The sequence below is a fragment of the Rothia sp. 88186D007BW genome, from assembly GCF_053544215.1.
The window spans coordinates 50655-69174 of the sequence record NZ_JBPPTR010000008.1 but is presented as its reverse complement, the minus strand read 5'-3'; the positions used below and the strand labels follow the sequence as shown (position 1 = coordinate 69174).

At 56.5% G+C, this 18520-nt stretch carries 15 protein-coding genes; 6 read left to right on the top strand and 9 right to left on the bottom strand.

All coding sequences use genetic code 11. The features are described from left to right. The first annotated feature begins 76 nt into the window (after positions 1–76). Both ACEE09_RS05955 and ACEE09_RS05950 read left to right on the top strand, forming a co-directional pair. The gene (locus ACEE09_RS05955) at positions 77–934 is read left to right on the top strand and encodes a DUF3097 family protein (RefSeq protein WP_449082966.1); all 858 of its coding nucleotides are present in this window, start codon (positions 77–79) and stop codon (positions 932–934) included. A gap of 159 nt (positions 935–1093) precedes the next feature. Then, positions 1094–1510 (top strand): DUF4870 domain-containing protein, encoded by a 417-nt coding sequence (locus ACEE09_RS05950; protein ID WP_449082964.1) that lies wholly within the window; start codon positions 1094–1096, stop codon positions 1508–1510. A gap of 92 nt (positions 1511–1602) precedes the next feature. On the opposite strand, the gene hemW is transcribed toward ACEE09_RS05950, so the two are convergent. Both hemW and lepA read right to left on the bottom strand, forming a co-directional pair. Next, entirely contained in the window at positions 1603–2853 is a 1251-nt protein-coding gene (gene hemW, locus ACEE09_RS05945) for a radical SAM family heme chaperone HemW (RefSeq protein ID WP_449082963.1), read from the bottom strand. Next, positions 2853–4709: a translation elongation factor 4 gene (lepA, locus tag ACEE09_RS05940; RefSeq protein ID WP_449082961.1), complete on the bottom strand. Its 1857-nt coding sequence runs from the start codon at positions 4707–4709 to the stop codon at positions 2853–2855. Before lepA ends, hemW begins: the two co-directional genes overlap by 1 nt. A 143-nt stretch (positions 4710–4852) precedes the next feature. Between lepA and ACEE09_RS05935 the strand changes: the two genes are divergently transcribed. Both ACEE09_RS05935 and rpsT read left to right on the top strand, forming a co-directional pair. Next, on the top strand, positions 4853–5434 hold the full coding sequence (locus tag ACEE09_RS05935; protein ID WP_449082959.1) for a type II toxin-antitoxin system PemK/MazF family toxin: 582 nt from the start codon (positions 4853–4855) through the stop codon (positions 5432–5434). A gap of 183 nt (positions 5435–5617) precedes the next feature. Beyond that, positions 5618–5881: a 30S ribosomal protein S20 gene (gene rpsT, locus ACEE09_RS05930; RefSeq protein ID WP_449082957.1), complete on the top strand. Its 264-nt coding sequence runs from the start codon at positions 5618–5620 to the stop codon at positions 5879–5881. 100 nt (positions 5882–5981) lie between these two features. On the opposite strand, the gene holA is transcribed toward rpsT, so the two are convergent. The 6 genes from holA to leuS all read right to left on the bottom strand — a co-directional run bounded on the left by holA (position 5982) and on the right by leuS (position 14174). Next, entirely contained in the window at positions 5982–6989 is a 1008-nt protein-coding gene (gene holA / locus ACEE09_RS05925; RefSeq protein WP_449082956.1) for a DNA polymerase III subunit delta, read from the bottom strand. Positions 6990–7043: 54 nt separating this feature from the next. Further along, entirely contained in the window at positions 7044–7985 is a 942-nt protein-coding gene (locus ACEE09_RS05920) for a ComEC/Rec2 family competence protein (RefSeq protein WP_449082954.1), read from the bottom strand. Beyond that, positions 7982–9577, bottom strand: a complete 1596-nt coding sequence (locus ACEE09_RS05915; RefSeq protein WP_449082953.1) for a ComEC/Rec2 family competence protein — start codon at positions 9575–9577, stop codon at positions 7982–7984. The genes ACEE09_RS05920 and ACEE09_RS05915 overlap by 4 nt, the downstream gene beginning before the upstream one ends. Next, positions 9574–10479: a helix-hairpin-helix domain-containing protein gene (locus tag ACEE09_RS05910; RefSeq protein ID WP_449082951.1), complete on the bottom strand. Its 906-nt coding sequence runs from the start codon at positions 10477–10479 to the stop codon at positions 9574–9576. Before ACEE09_RS05910 ends, ACEE09_RS05915 begins: the two co-directional genes overlap by 4 nt. 167 nt (positions 10480–10646) lie before the next feature. Continuing rightward, a complete protein-coding gene (locus tag ACEE09_RS05905) occupies positions 10647–11555 on the bottom strand; it encodes a DegV family protein (protein WP_449082949.1) in 909 nt (302 codons plus the stop codon). Between the two features lie 123 nt (positions 11556–11678). Further along, a complete protein-coding gene (leuS, locus tag ACEE09_RS05900; RefSeq protein ID WP_449082947.1) occupies positions 11679–14174 on the bottom strand; it encodes a leucine--tRNA ligase in 2496 nt (831 codons plus the stop codon). Between the two features lie 176 nt (positions 14175–14350). Between leuS and ACEE09_RS05895 the strand changes: the two genes are divergently transcribed. Then, complete coding sequence (locus ACEE09_RS05895; protein ID WP_449082945.1) at positions 14351–15268, top strand: alpha/beta fold hydrolase; 918 nt, start codon at positions 14351–14353, stop codon at positions 15266–15268. Position 15269: 1 nt separating this feature from the next. Beyond that, complete coding sequence (locus ACEE09_RS05890; protein WP_449082943.1) at positions 15270–16382, top strand: glycosyltransferase family 4 protein; 1113 nt, start codon at positions 15270–15272, stop codon at positions 16380–16382. 31 nt (positions 16383–16413) lie between these two features. Here the strand turns inward: ACEE09_RS05890 and ACEE09_RS05885 are convergent, their stop codons facing one another. Next, on the bottom strand, positions 16414–18507 hold the full coding sequence (locus tag ACEE09_RS05885; RefSeq protein WP_449082941.1) for a primosomal protein N': 2094 nt from the start codon (positions 18505–18507) through the stop codon (positions 16414–16416). Between the last annotated feature and the right edge of the window lie 13 nt (positions 18508–18520).

The window sequence follows — 18520 nt, the reverse complement described above, 5'->3', positions numbered from 1 at the left end:
AATACCAGTGAACTAGAATCAGAACTCGGTACGCTCATGGCTAATGCCCCTATAAGAGAGAGTGAGAAGCACACCGATGGACTACCGAGACACCTGGGGCCAGACCGATTTGACCCCACACCGCCCTACCCTGCCGCAGGTTGCCTTAGCCCCCGGCATGGTGCTTGAGGACGCCGCCACCGGCTTCGTAGGAGCAGCAGTTAAGGTGCGGGCTACGGCGTCCGGCCCTCAGGTAGGTTTGGAAGACCGACGGGGGCGCATCAAGTTCTTCCCCCTGGGCCCGGGCTTCCTGCTTGAAGGCCGCAGCATCAACCTGATTAAGCCTCAGAAGAAGCAGCCTGCAGCTACCCGCAAGATTTCCCGGTCGGGCTCAGTGGCTCTTGACGGTGTTCAGGCGCGTACAGCGCGGGCCAGTCGCATCTGGGTTGAGGGCGTGCACGATGCTGAGCTGATTGAAAAAGTGTGGGGCCATGATCTGCGGGTTGAAGGTATCGTAGTGGAGCCCCTGCACGGGGTCGATGATCTCGCTGGGGCTGTGGCAGCTTTTGGGCCAGCTAGCCACCGAAAACTCGGTATTCTCGTCGATCACCTGGTGGCAGGGAGCAAAGAAGAACGCATAGCACAGCAGGCCATGCAGGTTGCTGGAGCCGGCGATAACGTCCTGATTGTGGGCCACCCCTTCGTTGATATTTGGCAGGCTGTGAAACCCCAGGTGCTAGGCGTACAGGCCTGGCCCCAGATCCCTCGGGGAGAAGACTGGAAAACCGGTATCTTGCAGCGCTTTGGCCGCCCAGCCAAAACATCTGAGGACGTCCGCGCCGGCTGGGATGCGATTCTTCAGCGGGTCAATAGCTACACCGATCTTGAACCGACCCTCTTAGGGCCAGTCGAAGAGCTGATTGACTTTGTGACACTCGATGGGCAAGCTGCCTAGGCTAAGAGTTTTTTCGGTGTGACTAACATCGTCCTACTCCTCAAAAATTCGTAGGCTTCACATATACCACCCTCCCCCAGCTTTGACTAAAATGATGACCAATGGGTTTAGAACCCCATCTATCACTCATTTGCCCTTCAACCTCAAAGAGAAGAATTCTTGAAGACCGCATCAGCACCTTCCACAACCGCCTACAAGGGGTCATCTGCAACCGCTGCACACCTGTCTGTTACCGCAGACCGCAACATCGCAACTGCTGCACACTTGGGGGGCGTGCTAGGCTGCATTCCCGCGGCCGTCATCTACTACCTCTACCGAGGCCGTGGCCCCTTCACTGAACAAGAATCCCGTGAAGCCCTAGACTTCACCCTGCTACCCACCCTAATGCTGGCAGCCTCTATTGTTCTCAGCAACATTCCGGGCATCGGCTGGCTCTTTGGGCTAATCGCAGCCCTCACCTGGACCTACCTTGCCATCGCATCCCTGCGTGCCGGCATCAGGGTAAACCGCGGCAACCCCTACCAGTACAAGAGCAACACTCGTCTTTTCAGCAAGCTCACCAGCCGCAAGAAATAGGCAAGGAAGCTTCTACAACCCAAAGGGGGCAGTGTAACTTAGCTAAGTCACACCGCCCCCCTTTTTTGCTATCTCTTTACTGATACACGAATCTAACGGTCGATATCAGGCAGTAATTCCCGGGTCACAGCATCCCCCAGCAGGCGACCTTGCAAGGTGAGCTGCACGCGTCCGCCCAACCGGGCCTGAGCATCAATCAAACCCTGCCCCTGCAACCAATCCAGCGACCTCTCCACCTGGGCAGTATCAGAACCCTCTAGCAGACGAGAAATCTCTAAACCGTCAATCACCCTCACCTGCAACATGATGTCCTCAAACCTACGGGTCTGCTCCCCCAGCACCTCACGGGCTGCCGCCGGACTCTGCCCAGCCCTCACCCGGTTAGCGTAAGGCACCGGGTGCTTAAGATTCCACCAACGAGTACCATTCACATGCGAATGAGCACCCGGGCCAATACCCCACCAATCCTGATTACGCCAATAAGCATAGTTATGACGGGAACGATACTCCGGTGACCGCGCATAGTTCGACACCTCATACCAGTGATACCCAGCCTCCGAAAAAATCTGCTCAGCCAGCAGGTACATATCAGCCATCAAATCATCATCAGGCATGGCATACTCGCCCCGGCGAATCTGAGCCGCCAGTTTAGTGCCCTCCTCAACAATCAGAGAATAGGCAGAAATATGGTCAGGAGCATAAGAGACAGCCGCCCGAACCGACTGCTCCCACTGCTCCAGGCTCTCCCCCGGCGACCCATAAATCACATCAACCGATACCTGCAACCCGGCCTCTTGAGCCCAAGCCACCACCTTAGGCACATTAGCCGGGGTGTGGGTACGATCAAGGACCTCAAGCACCTCAGGAACCACCGACTGCATACCAAAAGACACCCTGGTAAAACCACCAGCCTTCAACGTCTCAAGGTCCTGGCGGGTCACCGAATCAGGGTTAGCCTCACACGTCACCTCAGCACCGGGCTCAATACCAAAAAGCTCAACAGCCTCACCCAGAATCTTCACCAAATCTGATGCAGGCAACTTAGTGGGGGTACCCCCACCAAAAAAGACAGAATAGAGCGGACGGGCAGCCACACCCGACTGCCGCAAAACCCGCCGTGCAAAACGTAACTCGGCCACCGCGTCCTCAGCATAGGTGCCCAAGCTAACCCCATTGCCAAAATCCTCGATGGCATAGGTGTTGAAATCACAGTAACCACACCGCACCGAGCAAAAAGGAACATGCACATACAAAGAAAAATCGCGCTCAACGCCGCGGACGGCAGAATCAGCGGGGATTCTGCCGTCCAAAGGTGCCGGAGCGCCCAGAGGCTGGGCTGGCATTACTTCTTGCCCTTTTCCTTACCCTCTTCACCAGAAGACAGGGCAGCAATGAAGGCTTCCTGGGGGACCTCAACACGGCCCACCATCTTCATACGCTTCTTACCTTCCTTCTGCTTCTCCAGCAGCTTACGCTTACGCGAAATATCGCCACCGTAGCACTTAGAGAGGACGTCCTTACGCATAGCACGAATATTCTCACGGGCAATAATACGAGAACCAATAGCCGCCTGAATCGGCACCTCAAACTGCTGACGAGGAATCAGCTCACGCAACTTACCGGTCATCATCACACCGTAAGAGTAAGCCTTATCGCGGTGAGTAATCGCAGAAAAAGCATCAACCTTCTCACCCTGCAACAAGATATCAACCTTGACCAGATCAGCCTCTTCCTCACCATCGAACTTCCAGTCCAAGGAGGCATAACCGCGAGTTCTCGACTTGAGCTGATCAAAGAAATCAAAGACAATCTCAGCCAAAGGAAGACGGTAGCGTAGCTCCACACGATCTTGGGAGAGATAATCCATGCCACCCATCGTTCCACGGCGGGACTGGCACAGCTCCATAATCGCACCCACAAACTCATTGGGGGCAATAATCGTACAAGCCACCATAGGCTCACGAATAGTAGCGACCTTACCCTCAGGGAACTCAGAAGGGTTAGTCACACGCTGGGCAGTGCCATCCTCAGCAACCACATCGTAAATAACGTTAGGAGCAGTAGAAATAAGATCAAGATTGAACTCACGCTCCAGACGCTCACGCACAATCTCCAGGTGCAAAAGACCCAAGAAACCACAACGGAAACCAAAGCCCAAAGCCGCAGAGGTCTCCGGCTCATAAATCAAAGCCGCATCATTGAGCTGCAACTTATCCAGGGCATCACGCAGAGCCGGGTAGTCAGAGCCATCAATGGGGAAAAGACCCGAGAACACCATGGGCTTAGGGTCCTCATAGCCACCCAGCTCTTCAGAAGCAGGCTTATACGCACCGGTGACAGTATCACCCACACGGGAGAGGCGGACGTCCTTCACACCGGTAATCAGATACCCCACCTCGCCCACACCCAGGCCCTCAGTCGGCTTAGGCTCAGGAGAAATCACACCAATCTCAAGCAGGTCATGCTCAGCCCCAGTAGACATCATCTTAATCTTTTGGCGCGGCTCCAACTTGCCGTCCACCACACGAACATAAGTGACCACACCACGGTAAGAGTCATAGACCGAGTCAAAAATCATGGCACGGGCAGGAGCATCCGCTTCACCAGCAGGGGCAGGCAAGAGCTCAACAATACGATCTAGCAGCTCCGGCACACCCTCACCGGTCTTACCAGAAACACGCAACACATCCTCAGGCTCAACACCAATCAGATTCGCCAGCTCTTGAGCATACTTCTCCGGCTGGGCAGCAGGAAGATCAATCTTGTTAAGCACCGGAATAATGGTCAGATCATTTTCCATCGCCAGGTAGAGGTTAGCCAAGGTCTGAGCCTCAATACCCTGGGCAGCATCAACCAGCAACAGGGCACCTTCACAGGCAGCTAGGGAGCGAGAAACCTCGTAGGTGAAGTCCACGTGACCGGGGGTGTCAATCATATTCAGGGCATAGTTCACCCCGTCCACTTCCCAGGGCATACGAACAGCCTGGGACTTAATGGTGATGCCGCGCTCGCGTTCGATATCCATGCGGTCAAGGTACTGGGCCTTCATCTCGCGTGGGGTGACTACGCCGGTGGCCTGCAGCATGCGGTCAGCCAGGGTGGATTTACCGTGGTCGATGTGTGCGATGATGCAGAAGTTACGGATGACAGAAGGGTCAGTGGCCGCCGGTTTGGGCGGGTTGGTCGCCAAGGGTGACACGTGGGTTGGGTCCTTTCACGACTCTCAGAAAGCTCAAGAGAGCCTACCGGGTCTCTGACGGTAGAAATCAGTTAACCAGTTTCTCATATTAAGCCGGTGCGTGTCTGCCTGCGCGCCCAAAAGCAAGGATTATTGTAGAGACTATGAAGATCACCATGCGAACCATCCAGCAGGCACTGAACATTGGTCAGCGTATCTACCGGGAATGGAATAAGTACCAGAGCCAGAAAAATCAAGGGCAGGTTTCGGTTTCCTCTCGCCACCCCGAGAGCCGCAGCCAGGGGCACCCCCGGAGCCAGCAGCGTCCGGACACTGGTAGCGGCAGCTGGGAGAAGGGCGGCTACCCCGGTGACTATACCGGTCAGGTTGCCTTTGACTACTCCCCTGCTCTTGATGGCGATGCTGACCCCGGCGAAGTGGTCTGGGCCTGGGTTCCCTTTGAAGAAGATTACAGCCAGGGCAAAGACCGCCCGGTCCTGGTGGTTGGCCGCTCCGGTGCCTACCTGTTGGGACTTATGCTTACCACTAAGGATCACACTAATGCCCGCACCACTGACCCTAACTATCTAGATATTGGTGCAGGCGCTTGGGATAAAGAAGGCCGGGCCTCTGAGGTTAAACTCAACCGTGTGGTTCAGTTGAAGCCCTCCGGTATTCGCCGTGAAGGTGCCATCATGGACCGAGAAACCTTTGATTTTATTGCGGCTGCTTACCGGCAGCCTTAGGAAGAGATGTTGCTTATATCTCTGCCTTAAGTGCTGGTGGAGCTGATAGAGTTAACCCTTGTGTGTCCGATGGTCATCGGGCACTGCTGACTGGTTGCCATAGGCATCCCCACGCCGCTCAGTCGATGACCGGTCAGCGCAGCCCTCACCGACCAATTAGACAAAAACAGAAAGTTTTTAATCGTGGCTAACATTAAGTCCCAGAAGAAGCGCATCCTCACCAACGAGAAGGCTCGTCTGCGCAACAACGCAATCAAGTCAGATCTCAAGACCTCCATCCGTAAGGTCAACGAGGCAGTTGAAGCTCAGAACGTTGAAGCTGCAACTGAAGCTCTTCAGGTTGCGAACCGCAAGCTGGACAAGGCTGTTTCTAAGGGTGTTCTGCACAAGAAGAACGCAGCTAACAAGAAGTCCGGTCTGACCGTTCTCGTCAACAAGCTTTCCTAAGTTCTATATTCCGGCCCCTCTAGCCGGCGTCTAAGAGCGAAGTGACGTAAGGCCCCGCTCCCATGAATTGGGAGCGGGGCCTTGCGCATGCCCGCCTGGTTTAGTGGGTTCGAGAGGCCTGCGAAATTGCCAGCACAGCTTTTTCGAGGGGGTAGAAGGCATCTAGGTTCTCCCCTTTGAGCTGGGCGTCAGTGTCTGCCAGTAGTGCCAGGACGCGTGCAAGGTCAGTAGGTGCGTAGCGGCGGGAATCGCGTTGAGCCGCCTCTACCTGCCAGGGTGCCATCTTCAGGTCGCCCGCTAACTGGTTGGAGTTCCCCCGTACCCCGTGTACTTTGGCTATGTTGCGCATGCGGGCAGCTAAGGCACCGAGGATAGGGATGGGGTCGCTGCCGGTGTCTAGGGCTTGGCGGAGCAGTTTAATGGCTTCTCTGCTATTACCTGCTACTGCGGCGTCGCCTACTTTGAAGGCGGTAACTTCGGTGCGCCCGCCGAAGTAGCGGTCGATGGTGTCCACGGTGATAGGGCCCGGTTCATCTGCTATGAGTTGGCGGGCTGCTGAGGCTAGTTCTGAGATGTCGCTGGTGGCTGCTGCCAGGGCTGCCGCTGCGGGCGGGTCGATGGAACGCTGGGCTGAGCGGAATTCGTAGATGATGAAGTTCAGCCGGTCCCGCTCATTTTTGAGGGCCTTACATTCAACGACCGGGTAGGCTCTGTTGGCTTTGATGGTATCAATGAGTTTTTTGCCCCTGTTGCCGCCGGTGTGGTGCAGTATCACGAGGGTGGAGTCGTGGGGTGAGGCAGCATAGTCTAGGGCGTCTTGCAAGAAGGCATCGCTCATGGAGGCTACCTGGGTGACCTCAATGATTTTGGGTTCATCAAAGAGTGAGGGGCTGGCAAGCACATCAAGCTGCCCTGCCCGGTAGTCTTTGGCAGAGAGACTGGTGAGCTCATAGCTACCGTGGGCATCGGCAAAGAGCTGGCGTAGCCGCCCGGTGGCCCGGAAGGCAAAGTATTCTTCGGGGCCGTAGAGCAGAACGAGCGGCGCAAGCGGAACTGTGCGCCAGCCCTGATCTGGTGCAGCTGAGCGGTTGCGGGGTGTGCGTGCCATGTATCCTCCTTGGGTGCCTTTATATCTTGTCAGATAAAGCGGTTTTCTGCAGGTTTAGCCTGAGCTGGTGAGCATAATGCCCTGGTCGTTCATTGTCAGAGCCAGGTGCCCGGATTGGTCAGTGCGAGCTGTGGGAATTGAACTACGCTGAAGGAAACCCAGAATACTCTGGTGCGGGTGGCCGTAACTATTAGCGGCCCCCACCGAGATAAGCGCCAGGGAGGGGTTAGCCGCGATTATCAGGTCTGTGCCGCTCCCGGCCGAGCCATGATGGGCAATTTTAAGGACGTCGGCAGGCACCTGAGCAGCCGCATCAGTAAGAAGCCGGTGGGCGGCATCCGCCTCAAGGTCCCCTGTGGTGAGCACGGTCAAGGGCCTCTGCCCAGGCTCTCTGGCTGGCAGAACCCAGCGGATGACCAGTGAAGAGTTATTAATCCAGCTAGAAGAGCCGCTTGCACCGGGAATTTGCTGAGTCTGCCGCGGAGGCCACAGCACCTGACCGCTCGGCTGATCATCCTCCCCCTGGGTACCTGTAGCCACAGCCTCCGCAGAGAAGACCATACCCGAAGCCAACTGGCCGGCAGCCGCAGTGTGATCCGTGGGCAGGCGCTCCCCTGCCTTGAGATAATGGGGCGAGACGAAGACAGGTGGCTGCCTATATTCGTGATGAACCTGATGCAGTGCCCCATCATGGTCGTGATGGGCGTGAGTGATGAGCACAGCATCTAGCTCTTGCACCCCTGACCAGTCGAGGCAGTCTTTGAGTGCGGCGAAGTTATCGCCGGTATCTAGAAGATAGGCTGATCTTTGACCAGTTCGTATCAGGTGGGCGTCCCCCTGGCCCACATCACAGGTAACCCACTGCCAGCTATCTGGAGCGTGTGTAGAGGTGCGCCAGCGCTGCTGCAGAAGCACAACAGCTAGCACTATCACCAGAACAATCAGGGCACCATTGATGAGAGAGCGGGGAATGCTTTTTCCTCTATACCAGCTCACAGTTCATTCCCCCTATGCAAGCGAGGTAAACGAGCCTCAGGCAGAGAGTTAGCTACCCTATCCCAGGTAAGAACCAGCCAGCTGATACCCACTACCGCAAAGAAGGTCAGCCCTACAGTGAGAGGGGTGAGCTCTACCGGCAACTGACTACCTGGCAGACTCGCACACCATACAGCAATGTTCAGTAGCCCCTGCGCTAAGAAGCCCCCAAGGCTCAAGAGAAGATTGAGCACAGGGTCAGCTAACCCCAAAGAGTAGGTAAGAAAAGCTAATAGCCCCAGCACAGTCAGCGGTGCCACCAAAGGAGTCACCGCAAGGTTAGCCAAAATAGTATAGGGGTATAAAGATTCAGAGAGCACAAGAATCACCGGCGCACACCAGAGGCTAGCGGCACAGGGCATAGCCAGCAGATCCGCAAGAAGCAGGGGGATGCCCCTGCTCAAGAGACGAGAAATAGCAGGTGCCAGCACCACAAGTGAAGCAGTAGCAACCACCGAGAGAATAAAACCATAGTGGGTCGCTAAAGGCGGTACCGCAATCACAAGAGCCATGAGGCAGGTTGATAGAAAAGTCAGACGGTAGGCCCCATGCCCCAGCACCAGCCCTAGCGCCCCGACCAGACCCATAACCCAGGCCCGCAGCACCGACCCATCTAACCCAACTAAGACCACATAACCCGTAGATGCTGCCACCCCCACCACGATAAGAACACAAGGCCGGGCACACAGCGAATAAAACAGACGATAGGCCACAACAAAAATAAGAGTAATGTTGGCACCTGATACTGCGGTCAGATGAGTCAAACCAGCTATTCGTAGTGATGAAAGAGCCTGTGCCGGCAGAGAAGAATCATCACCATAGGCCATGCCCAAAAGAAGACCTGCCTGCCCAGCCCCTAGTTGCTCTACTGCCACATCACGCAAACCAGTCTTCAGCAAAAAGGTGGGCCCTACCGTACCCGGTGGCTCTATCAAGCTCACCTTACCTTGCAACCGGTAGTAGCTCCCTTTCACCTTCAAGGCACCTGCTGCGCTGACCCTACTGCCTGGAAGCAGTAACTGGTCTGTATACACGCTTAACCGAATATGCTCATCCCAGCTCTTCAAGCCCTGGCGAATCTCACGGGTTTCTACCTGCACTTTATACCCACCAGTAGAAGAAGGCCTCGCATCAACCACAATCGCGCTGACCCGTACCCCCTGCCCATGTAAAGACTGCATCAGATCCCACTGGTGCAGATAGCCCCTGCCCTGCAAAGCCACAGTCTGCACCGCAATCAATAAGCAGGTAAGGGCCAAGACCTGAGCAAAGGGGGCTAAAATCTGGGCAGATTTCTTGCTCCCCCACCAGCCACGCTCCGGTGAGAACCGATGAGAAACACACCATGCACCCAGGGCAAGGGCCAGAAGAAAAGCCCCAAACCCCAGCGTCCACCGCGCACCAGCCAGAATCCACAAAGCAGTAAAGCCCCACAGCCCTACAGCAGGGAAAACAAGTCTGGCATCAACCAAACGCGGCTGCACCCGCCGGTGCTCAGCCCGCTCAGCCTGGGACTGCTGCCAGCCCCGAATAGTAGTAAGAGCCCCTCTCATACTGTCACCAGCGGACGCAGAACCTCAAGGGTCGCAGGCCCAATACCAGAAACCTGCCCTAGCTCATCCACCGAACTGAAACCCCCATACTGTTCCCTCCAACTCACAATGGATCCAGCTAGAACAGGGCCAACCTTCGGCAAGGCCTGCAGCTCCTCAGCACTTGCAGTATTGATATTCACCAGCCCAGCGGCGTCCATCTGATGGCCTTGCCCCTGCCTGGCACCGGCTAAGCCGCTACCTACTCCTGCCGGTTCTTGCACCTGAGGTAAAGCCTCACCGTGAGTCGGGATATAAATCTGACTACCATCACTTGCAGCTGCCGCCAGATTAACCATCGCTGTCTCGGCATCAGCCCTCAACCCGCCAGCTGCCTCAACAGCGGCATTGACTCGACTACCGGCAGGCAACTCATAAACCCCAGGGCTATGCACAGCCCCAGCAACATGTACCACCAGAGGTGTTCCTGCCCCCTGCACAGTTTTATGCGTCGGCAAGGTTTCAGCTACAGGAGCTAGGCTAGTCTCTACCGTCTCTCCTTCTGCGCTCTCAGTAGAAGTCACAGGAATTGCTGCTACAGACGACCCACCACCAGAAAAAACCACAGGCCACAGGGCAACCACACCCAACACCAGAGCAAGAAGGACAAGAGCCCCAGTAGGCACCCTCCACCGGGTCACAGAATACACCGCACGGTCAGGGACCTGCGAATCTGAGGACGCTAAAGCACGCTGCAAAAGAGCCCTATGACGCGGGCTGGGCGGGGCGCTTGCAGAAACAGCACCGTGCCGTCTACTGCGCAAGAGATAATCAGTGGGGTCAGGCCGGGTAGCCTGCTCGTTGGCGGCTTCTCCTCTATCGGGGGTGAAATCGTCAGTGGAGGATGGAGGTTTCTGAGACATAGACCTAGGCTAGGGCTCTGCCCTATTTCAGGCCAAGGTCGAATGGGCCTGTGGAAAAAGCTCCCATACATTCTGGGCGAGTTCTTGCCTCAGACGCTGCATCCTCGGTGTGGTTGCGTCACATTATGACCTAGCTGAACTGCTTATCCACAGCTGTTGTGTACCAGCTAAAAAATGACAGCAGCCAGGGCACCCAAACCTGAATGGGCAGAGAGCACAGCAGGTAAGGGAGTCACCACAGCCTCAGCTGCAATCGACCCCAAAGAGCGCTTAAAGTCCAGTGCTTGCTCCTTATTACCGCTGTAATGGATAGCTACTACTCGCCCTAGCCGCCGCAGCAAATGAGCGGTTTCTCCGTCTTTTAGGTGCACGTCCAAGGGCAATTCGCCAGCTCTCTGAGAACTAGCCTGCTCAGTTAGCGCCGCCAGCTTCTCAATGGCTTTAGCCGTACTGCGCGGCCGCTCAACATAATGAAGTTTTCCATCAACCATAGTAGCTACAGGGCGGATCTGGAACATCTGACCCACCATCGCTAAAGCAGCATTGACACGCCCACCCCGCTTAAGAGCATCCAAGGTAGGTAGGAAAAAGAAAAGCTCAGTAGAGGCGCACAGTTCCTCAGCCAGGGCAGTAGCCTGCTCCAGATCCTCTTCCTTAGCTAGGAGGCGGTGCAGGCGCAATACCGGTTCTCCCAAGCCCATGGCTAGACTCAGTGAGTCAATGACGACCACCGGTATATCGACCAGTCGTGCAGCTAACCGAGCCGCATCGCAGGTACCTGATAGCTCACCCGATAAATGCATCGAGATAATCGCTGAGTAGCCCTGGGCTGCCAGCTGTTCATAGATATCCACGAGAGCGCCCGGTGCGCCACCGGAGGTAAGTATCTGCTCCCCCTGAGCATGGGCTAAAGCGATAGCGGCATCTATGTGATTGGCAGGTACACCACTGACAGACCGGCCAGCCACGGTAACAGGTAATTCAAGCACACTAAACCCGCCCTCAGCCTTGAGCTGTTCAAGGGCATCATCGGGTAAGGCAACAGATGAATCGGTGACCAGAGCAATAGTACGCACGCAACTACTATACCGCCTAGTCAGGTGCCTGGAGGGATTCGCCCGAAAAACAAGTGCCCAGAAGATATAAAACGGGTGCCCCTCGTAACAAAGGGGCACCCGTTCACCAGCCAACCAAGGCGACTAAATCACAATATTAACCAGCTTAGGAGCACGCACAATCACCTTACGCACCGGGGCATCTCCCATAGCACGCTGGACAGCCTCTGACCCCAAAGCCAAGGCCTCAAGATCAGCTTCAGAAATATCCTTAGCCACCTCAAGGCGGTCCTTGACCTTGCCCTTGACCTGCACAATGGCAGTGACAGTATCGTCTACCAACTGGGCCGGGTCAACCTCAGGCCAACCAGCAGTCAGCACCGGGGTGTCATGGCCCAGCAGGTGCCAGGCGTCCTCAGCAGTGTAGGGGGAATAAAGCGAGAGCAGAATAGCGATAGTTTCAGCAGCCTCGCGGACGGCCGGGTCAGCAGCACCCGCACCGGAGTCAATAACCTTACGGGTAGCGTTGACCAGCTCCATGGTCTTAGCAACGGCAACATTGAACTTACCGTTTTCAACCAGGCTATCAACATCGTGCACGGTGCGGTGCACCAGCTTGTGCAGGGCAGCATCGCCGGTTGCGCCGTCCGCACCAACCTCGCTGGTCACATCCTGTGCAACACGCCAGGCGCGGGCCAGGAACTTCTGCATACCGGCCGGGGAAACATCAGCCCAGTCAACATCGTCCTCCGGGGGTGAAGCAAAGACCATGACGGTGCGAACAGCATCCACACCGAACTTATCAAGCTGCTGACCCAAATCAACGCCGTTGCCCAGCGACTTAGACATAGCCTTGCCCTGATTGAGCACCTGCCCCTGGTTTATCAGGGACTTAAAGGGTTCAGAGTGCTCAATCAGACCCAGGTCACGAATCACCTTGGTGAAGAAACGGGCGTAGAGCAGGTGCAAGATAGCGTGCTCAACACCGCCGATATACATATCGACCTGGTTCCACTTCTTCATCTGCTCAGGGTCGAAGATAGCCCCATCGAAGTGAGGTGAAACGTAGCGCAGGAAGTACCAGGAGGAGTCCACGAAGGTATCCATGGTATCTGAGTCGCGCTTAGCGGGCTTACCGCAAATCGGGCAGGGAACGGTGTTCCAGTCGGTAGCTGCAGCCAGGGGCGACTGGCCCTTAGGTGCCAGATCCTCACCAGCCAGATTATCGGGAAGCAGCACAGGCAGCTGATCTTCCGGAACTAACTGTTCGCCGTGCTCCTCACAGTGAATGACGGGGATGGGGCAGCCCCAGAAGCGCTGGCGGGAGAGTAACCAGTCACGGAGGCGGAAGTTCACCTTGCCAGTACCCACACCCTTTTCTTCAAGAATCTCGATGGCCTTGGTAATAGCCTCAGCCTTATTCAGGCCATTGAGGGGGCCAGAGTTAATATGGGCGCCATCACCGGTGGTAGAGATACCAGTCTCAGCCGGGTCCTCCTCACCAGTATCAACCACAGTCACCACAGGAATATTGAACTTACGGGCAAAATCAAGGTCTCGCTGATCGTGTGCCGGGACCGCCATGAGAGCACCAGTGCCGTAATCAGCCAGCGCATAATCAGAAGCCCAGACCGGAAGCTTATCGCCAGTCAAAGGGTTAATAGCGTAGCGGCCCAAAAAGACGCCGGTCTTCTCACGGTCATTAGACTGACGATCAATATCTGAGAGAACCTTAATCTCTTCACGGTAGGTTTCCAGAGCAGCCCGCTGATCCTCTGTCACCAGCTCAAGTGCCAAATCAGCATCAGCTGCCACAATGAAGAAAGTAGCGCCATACAAGGTATCGGGGCGAGTGGTGAAGACATCCACGCTAGCAGCTTCCTTGCCTTCAGCAGCTTCCACCTCGAAGGTAACCTCGGCACCTTCAGAGCGGCCAATCCAGTTGCGCTGCATAGCCAACACACGGTCAGGCCAGTGCCCCTCCAACTCCTTCATATCGTCCAGCAGTTCCTGGGCGTAATCAGTGATCTTGAAGTACCACTGATTCAAAGACTTCTTCGTTACCAGGCTGTGGCAGCGTTCGCATTCACCGTTAACAACCTGCTCATTAGCCAGCACGGTCTGATCATTAGGGCACCAGTTCACCTGGGAATACTTACGGTAAGCTAGACCCTTCTTATAGAACTGCTGGAAGAGCCACTGAGTCCACTTGTAGTACTCAGGGTCTGAGGTATGCAGGCGGCGGGACCAGTCAACCATAATGCCGTAGCGCTTAAAAGACCCTGCCTGGGTTTCAATGTTCTTGTAGGTCCACTCTTTGGGGTGAGTGTTGTTCTTAATGGCCGCATTTTCTGCCGGCAAGCCGAAAGAGTCCCAACCGATGGGGTGCAGCACATCATAGCCCTTCTGCTTCCAGAAGCGGGCGGTGACATCACCAATGGCAAAAGCCTCAGCGTGGCCCATGTGCAGGTCACCTGAGGGGTAGGCGAACATATCCGCCACGTAGCGGGTTTCTTTCCCCTCATCGTTGGTGGGTTCAAAAACCTTGGTTTCTTCCCAGTAGGGCTGCCACTTGGCTTCCATAGAGCGGAAGTCCCAGGTGGTTTCTTTCTGTTCGGCAGGTTCTACCTCAGCAGTCACCGTGTTTCCTGTCTGTCGAGTGGTGTTTGCACTTTTTGGGCGCGCACAAGTCTAAGATGTCAATAGTTTGTTTCCTAGTGTACCGCGCTTGAGCCTGCTTTGCCCTGCCGGTGTTTACACGCTGAGAAGTACCCCGCAAAGCGGTACAGTGGTGGGGGTCAAGAGAAAGAGTCACCATGCCTGCACACCCACATCCAGCAGAGGTCTTTGAACCGGTGCCCCAACAGGTTCCTGCCGGGACCCGCCACGAAGGCTGGGTCGGTGGCACCTATAGCCGCTGGTGGGTTTACGGGAAAAAGGACGCCGCCCCCCTCGTCCTCGTGCACGGTTTCAGGGGAGATCACCACGGCCTAGAAATCATTGCCGTCCATCTGAGAAATTTTTGCCTCTACATTCCCGACCTACCAGGGTTCGGCAAGACCGCCCCCATCGACCATGCCGAACATACGGTAAGCACCTACGCAGCCTGGCTCGTAGACTTCATAAACACCACTGTAGGTAGCCCCGTACACCTGGTAGGCCACTCCTTCGGCTCAATCCTAAGCTCCTACACTGCCCTGGTGCGCCCAACCCTCGTGGAGCAATTGACCCTCATTAACCCCATCTGCCAGCCTGCCTTAGAGGGGGACCAAAAGATCATGAGCAGGCTTGCAGAACTCTACTACGGGGCGGGGGCTGCCCTGCCCGCTCCCCTAGGTTTTGCCCTCTTGCGCTCGCGCCTGGTAACTAGACTCAGCAGCGAGTTCATGATGAAAAATCAGGACCCAGCTCTGCGCCGTTTCATCAACGGCCAGCACGATGCCTATTTTGGTGCCTTTGCCTCGCGTGAGGCAGTGCTCCAAGCCTATCGGGCCTCTATTAGCTCCACGGCAGCTGATTTCACCCCAGCTTTGCCCATGCCGGTTCAACTGATTGTGGCTGAGAAGGACGACTTAGGAACCCTGGAACTTCAGCATAAGATGGCCCAGCACCTACAGCACGGACGCCTAGATATCATCCCCCAGGTCGGCCACCTGATTCATTACGAGACTCCCCGTCGCGCTGCTACCCTCATTGCCGATTTTCACCAACAGAACCTAGAGCAGAGTCACTAGCATGAAACTATTTATTGACGCCCGCTATACCCGCATCGGCTTCCACGACGGTATCAGCCGCTACACTGCCTCCTTACTCTTTGCCCTCAAAGACCTGTCAGATGCCAATGATAAGCGTCTTCCCCCTGGCCTGGAACTGACAATGGTCATTAGCGATGAGCGCCAGCTTGCCATGCTCCCTAACCTGCCCTACCTCACAATCTGTGCGCCGACGTCCGCCCTGGAACCCACCGCGGCCTTACAGCTAAACCGCTACCACCCCGATGTGGTCTTCTCCCCCATGCAAACGATCGGCCTGGGCGGGCTGGGCAGAAAATTTAAACTCATGGTGACCCTGCACGATTTAATTTATTACTCCCACCCCACCCCACCAGGTTTTCTGCCGTTACCGGTGCGGTTGGGCTGGCGGGCCTTCCACACCACCTATGCTCCCCAACGCTTTTTGCTGAATAAGGCGGACGCCGTGGCCACGGTTTCGCGCACCACGGCAGCTCTCATGCACGAACACAAGCTGACCACCAAGCCCATTACGGTAGTACCTAACGCCCCGCAGGCTGACGGGTTTGTGAGCCGCCAGCAGGCCTTGGCTCTAGCCCCGCATCGTAGTAAAGATGTGCTCTACATGGGCTCTTTCATGCCCTATAAGAATGTGGAAACCCTCTTGCAGGCCATGAAGTTCCTCCCCGATTACCGGTTGCATCTTCTTTCCAAGATAGCCCCGGCCCGTCTGGCTGAGCTTAAACCCCTCACAGGCGATAACGTGGTGTTCCACGGGGGAACCAGCGATGAGGACTACCGCCAGCTCCTAGGCACGGCCTCCGCTTTGCTCACCGCTTCCCGCGATGAAGGCTATGGCCTGCCCGTCGTTGAAGCCCAATCAGCTGGTTGCCCGGTGGTGCTCTCAGATATCCCTATTTTCCGTGAGATTGCCCCCGGGGCTTCTTTCGCCCCAGCTGACTCCCCCTTTGCTTTTGCTCAGGCCGTACGTGCCCTGGAGGGCCGTAAGCTCCAAGAGGCTAACATTATCAGCGGGCTAGAGGACGCTTCCCGCTATACCTGGGAGCAGAGCGCTCTGACTTTACTTGAGCTGGCTTCTTCCCTCCACCAGCCCTAAGGGCTGAGCCGCTGGCTCTTCCGCCGGGGGCTTAGAGAATATCGAGCCCGTCACAGCGTATCTGCACCGGCTCACTCTTTTTGAGGGCAGCCAGAGACGCCTTAGTGGAACGCAGGTGGTGGGTAAGCTTGGCCCCCACCGCGTAGGGGAAGAAGATAATGGCGCGGTAGAGGTCGCTATCGACCTCCCCCTCATAGTAGCCGGTAGAGTCAGCAAGGGGCATGGGGCCATTCACCCGAACCTCCTCAGGCAGGGTAATTGCCTCAAGAAAGACCTGAACAGCCCGCTCACTACCAGTAATAGCGGCGGTACGGACGGCCGGCGGTAGACCAATTTCAGCGCGTTCATCCATCTCCCACAGGGCAAAGCCCATAGGATCCCAGCGCACCAAGGCTTCCAAGGCTGCCGAAGGGCTGGCGGTAGTCACCACGCGCCCGCCTACAGCAAAAGAGCGGACCAGTGCCGCAGCATTTAGCCAGCGCCGCAGGGCCGTCTCAGGGGCACGCAGGGAATCAAACTGGAGCATCCGGTCAGCATCCAGCAAAAGAGCCGCCGCATAACCGCCCTCAGCCACAGGCTCACCACCGGGGGTAGCAATCACCAGAGCCGGTTCTGCCCCAACACTGGCTTTAACGTTTTCACCACTAGAAGTAATCACAGGTACACCCGGGAAGGCCCGGCCAAGCTCTTCGGCTGTGCGCAAGGCCCCTGCGATACCAGTACGCCACCGATTAAAACCACAATCAAGGCAATGCCAATGGTGGGCCAGATGTCCACACCAACCACACTGGGGTGCACTGCCCCCTCTCGGTTGAGTAAGGGGGCCTCTACAGTTGTCGCAGCGGGCAGGCATACGGCACCGCTGGCAGGCCAAAGCCGGAATATAGCCCGCCCGGGCCACCTGAATGAGCACCGGCCCAGTAGTCAGCGCATCCTTAGCCACCGCAAAAGCCTGGTGGGGTATGCGGGCAATAGCGGCTAGAGGGTCACGGGCTAACTGGTAATCATCACCGGTTGGCATCACACGCGGGGTAAAAGAGCGCACTACCGCCCGATCTGCCCCCAGGTAGCTGGCCCACCCGGTGCGCACCAAACGCGCAGCTTCGCTGGAGACAGCGTAGCCCATAAAGAGGCCAGCAGTTTTTTCAAGGGTGGCGCGCAGCAAGAGGACGTCCCGCGCATGGCAGTAAGGGGCCCGCTGCTCTATCAGGGAAGAATCCCCGTCATCCCAGCAGGCAACCAGCCCCAGGTTCGCCACAGGCGCGTAGGCGGCTGAGCGGGTACCAATGACAATAGGCACCTGACCGGTATGGGCTTTGAGGTAGCTACGGTAGCGGGGGGTGGGCTTGTCGTTAGCAGTAAGCCGCACAAAAGAATCCGAATCCACTAGCTCTTCAAGTGCGGTGGTGAGCCGGTCAAGGCTCTTATGGTCAGGCACAATAGCCAGCGCTCCCCTGCCGGTAGAGGCAGTTGCCACCAGGGCGGACGCCAGTAGTTGCTCCCAGCTTCGCTCCGGGTACGAGGGGAGCACAGCCATCACAGCCCGAGCCTGATGCCCTGCCAGTAGGTCCTCACAGAATTCAACACCTTGGGAGTAGTCAGTAAAACCGGTGAGATCTGGGCAGTCTGGCTCAACCGGTTGAGGTGCCGCCTCTCCCCCTGCTTCTTCTAAAAAGGTTTTCTCTACGCTAGCAACCCGCGGGGGCACAGCAAGCCGCAACACATCAGGAACCAACCCCGCATAGCGCTCAGCTAGGGCATCAGCTAGCTCAAAGACTTCTGGGGCGACCACAGGCAGGGGCGATATCACCTTGTGTAGAGGCACCAGGCGGGTAGGAGCGTCCGACCGTTCTACGCGTTCCCGTAACCAGCCGGTAACTTCTCGCCCACCGAACTTGACCCGTACTCGCACCCCGGGCTGGGCTTCTTGGTCGATAGCTGCCGGAACCTGGTAGTCAAAGAGCCGGTCAAGGTGGGGCACATGGGTGTCGATGTGTACCCGGGCAACCGGTAGCTGCACGGCGGCGTCCTCAGCGGCTGTGGAGCCGACGAGGTTGGCATCGGGTATGTCGAATCCCTGCAACAAATCTGGTTGCAGGGATTCGGGGTTGGGTGCCGTTGTCATACAGACATTTTAG

Excerpts from the sequence above, each read along its gene's own strand:
- ACEE09_RS05895 (WP_449082945.1), top strand. The coding sequence starts at position 14,351 with ATGCCTGCACACCCACATCCAGCAGAGGTCTTTGAACCGGTGCCCCAA.
- ACEE09_RS05890 (WP_449082943.1), top strand. The coding sequence starts at position 15,270 with ATGAAACTATTTATTGACGCCCGCTATACCCGCATCGGCTTCCACGAC.
- hemW (WP_449082963.1), bottom strand. The coding sequence starts at position 2,853 with ATGCCAGCCCAGCCTCTGGGCGCTCCGGCACCTTTGGACGGCAGAATC.
- ACEE09_RS05915 (WP_449082953.1), bottom strand. The coding sequence starts at position 9,577 with ATGAGAGGGGCTCTTACTACTATTCGGGGCTGGCAGCAGTCCCAGGCT.
- ACEE09_RS05935 (WP_449082959.1), top strand. The coding sequence starts at position 4,853 with ATGAAGATCACCATGCGAACCATCCAGCAGGCACTGAACATTGGTCAG.
- holA (WP_449082956.1), bottom strand. The coding sequence starts at position 6,989 with ATGGCACGCACACCCCGCAACCGCTCAGCTGCACCAGATCAGGGCTGG.
- ACEE09_RS05885 (WP_449082941.1), bottom strand. The coding sequence starts at position 18,507 with ATGACAACGGCACCCAACCCCGAATCCCTGCAACCAGATTTGTTGCAG.
- ACEE09_RS05955 (WP_449082966.1), top strand. The coding sequence starts at position 77 with ATGGACTACCGAGACACCTGGGGCCAGACCGATTTGACCCCACACCGC.
- ACEE09_RS05910 (WP_449082951.1), bottom strand. The coding sequence starts at position 10,479 with ATGTCTCAGAAACCTCCATCCTCCACTGACGATTTCACCCCCGATAGA.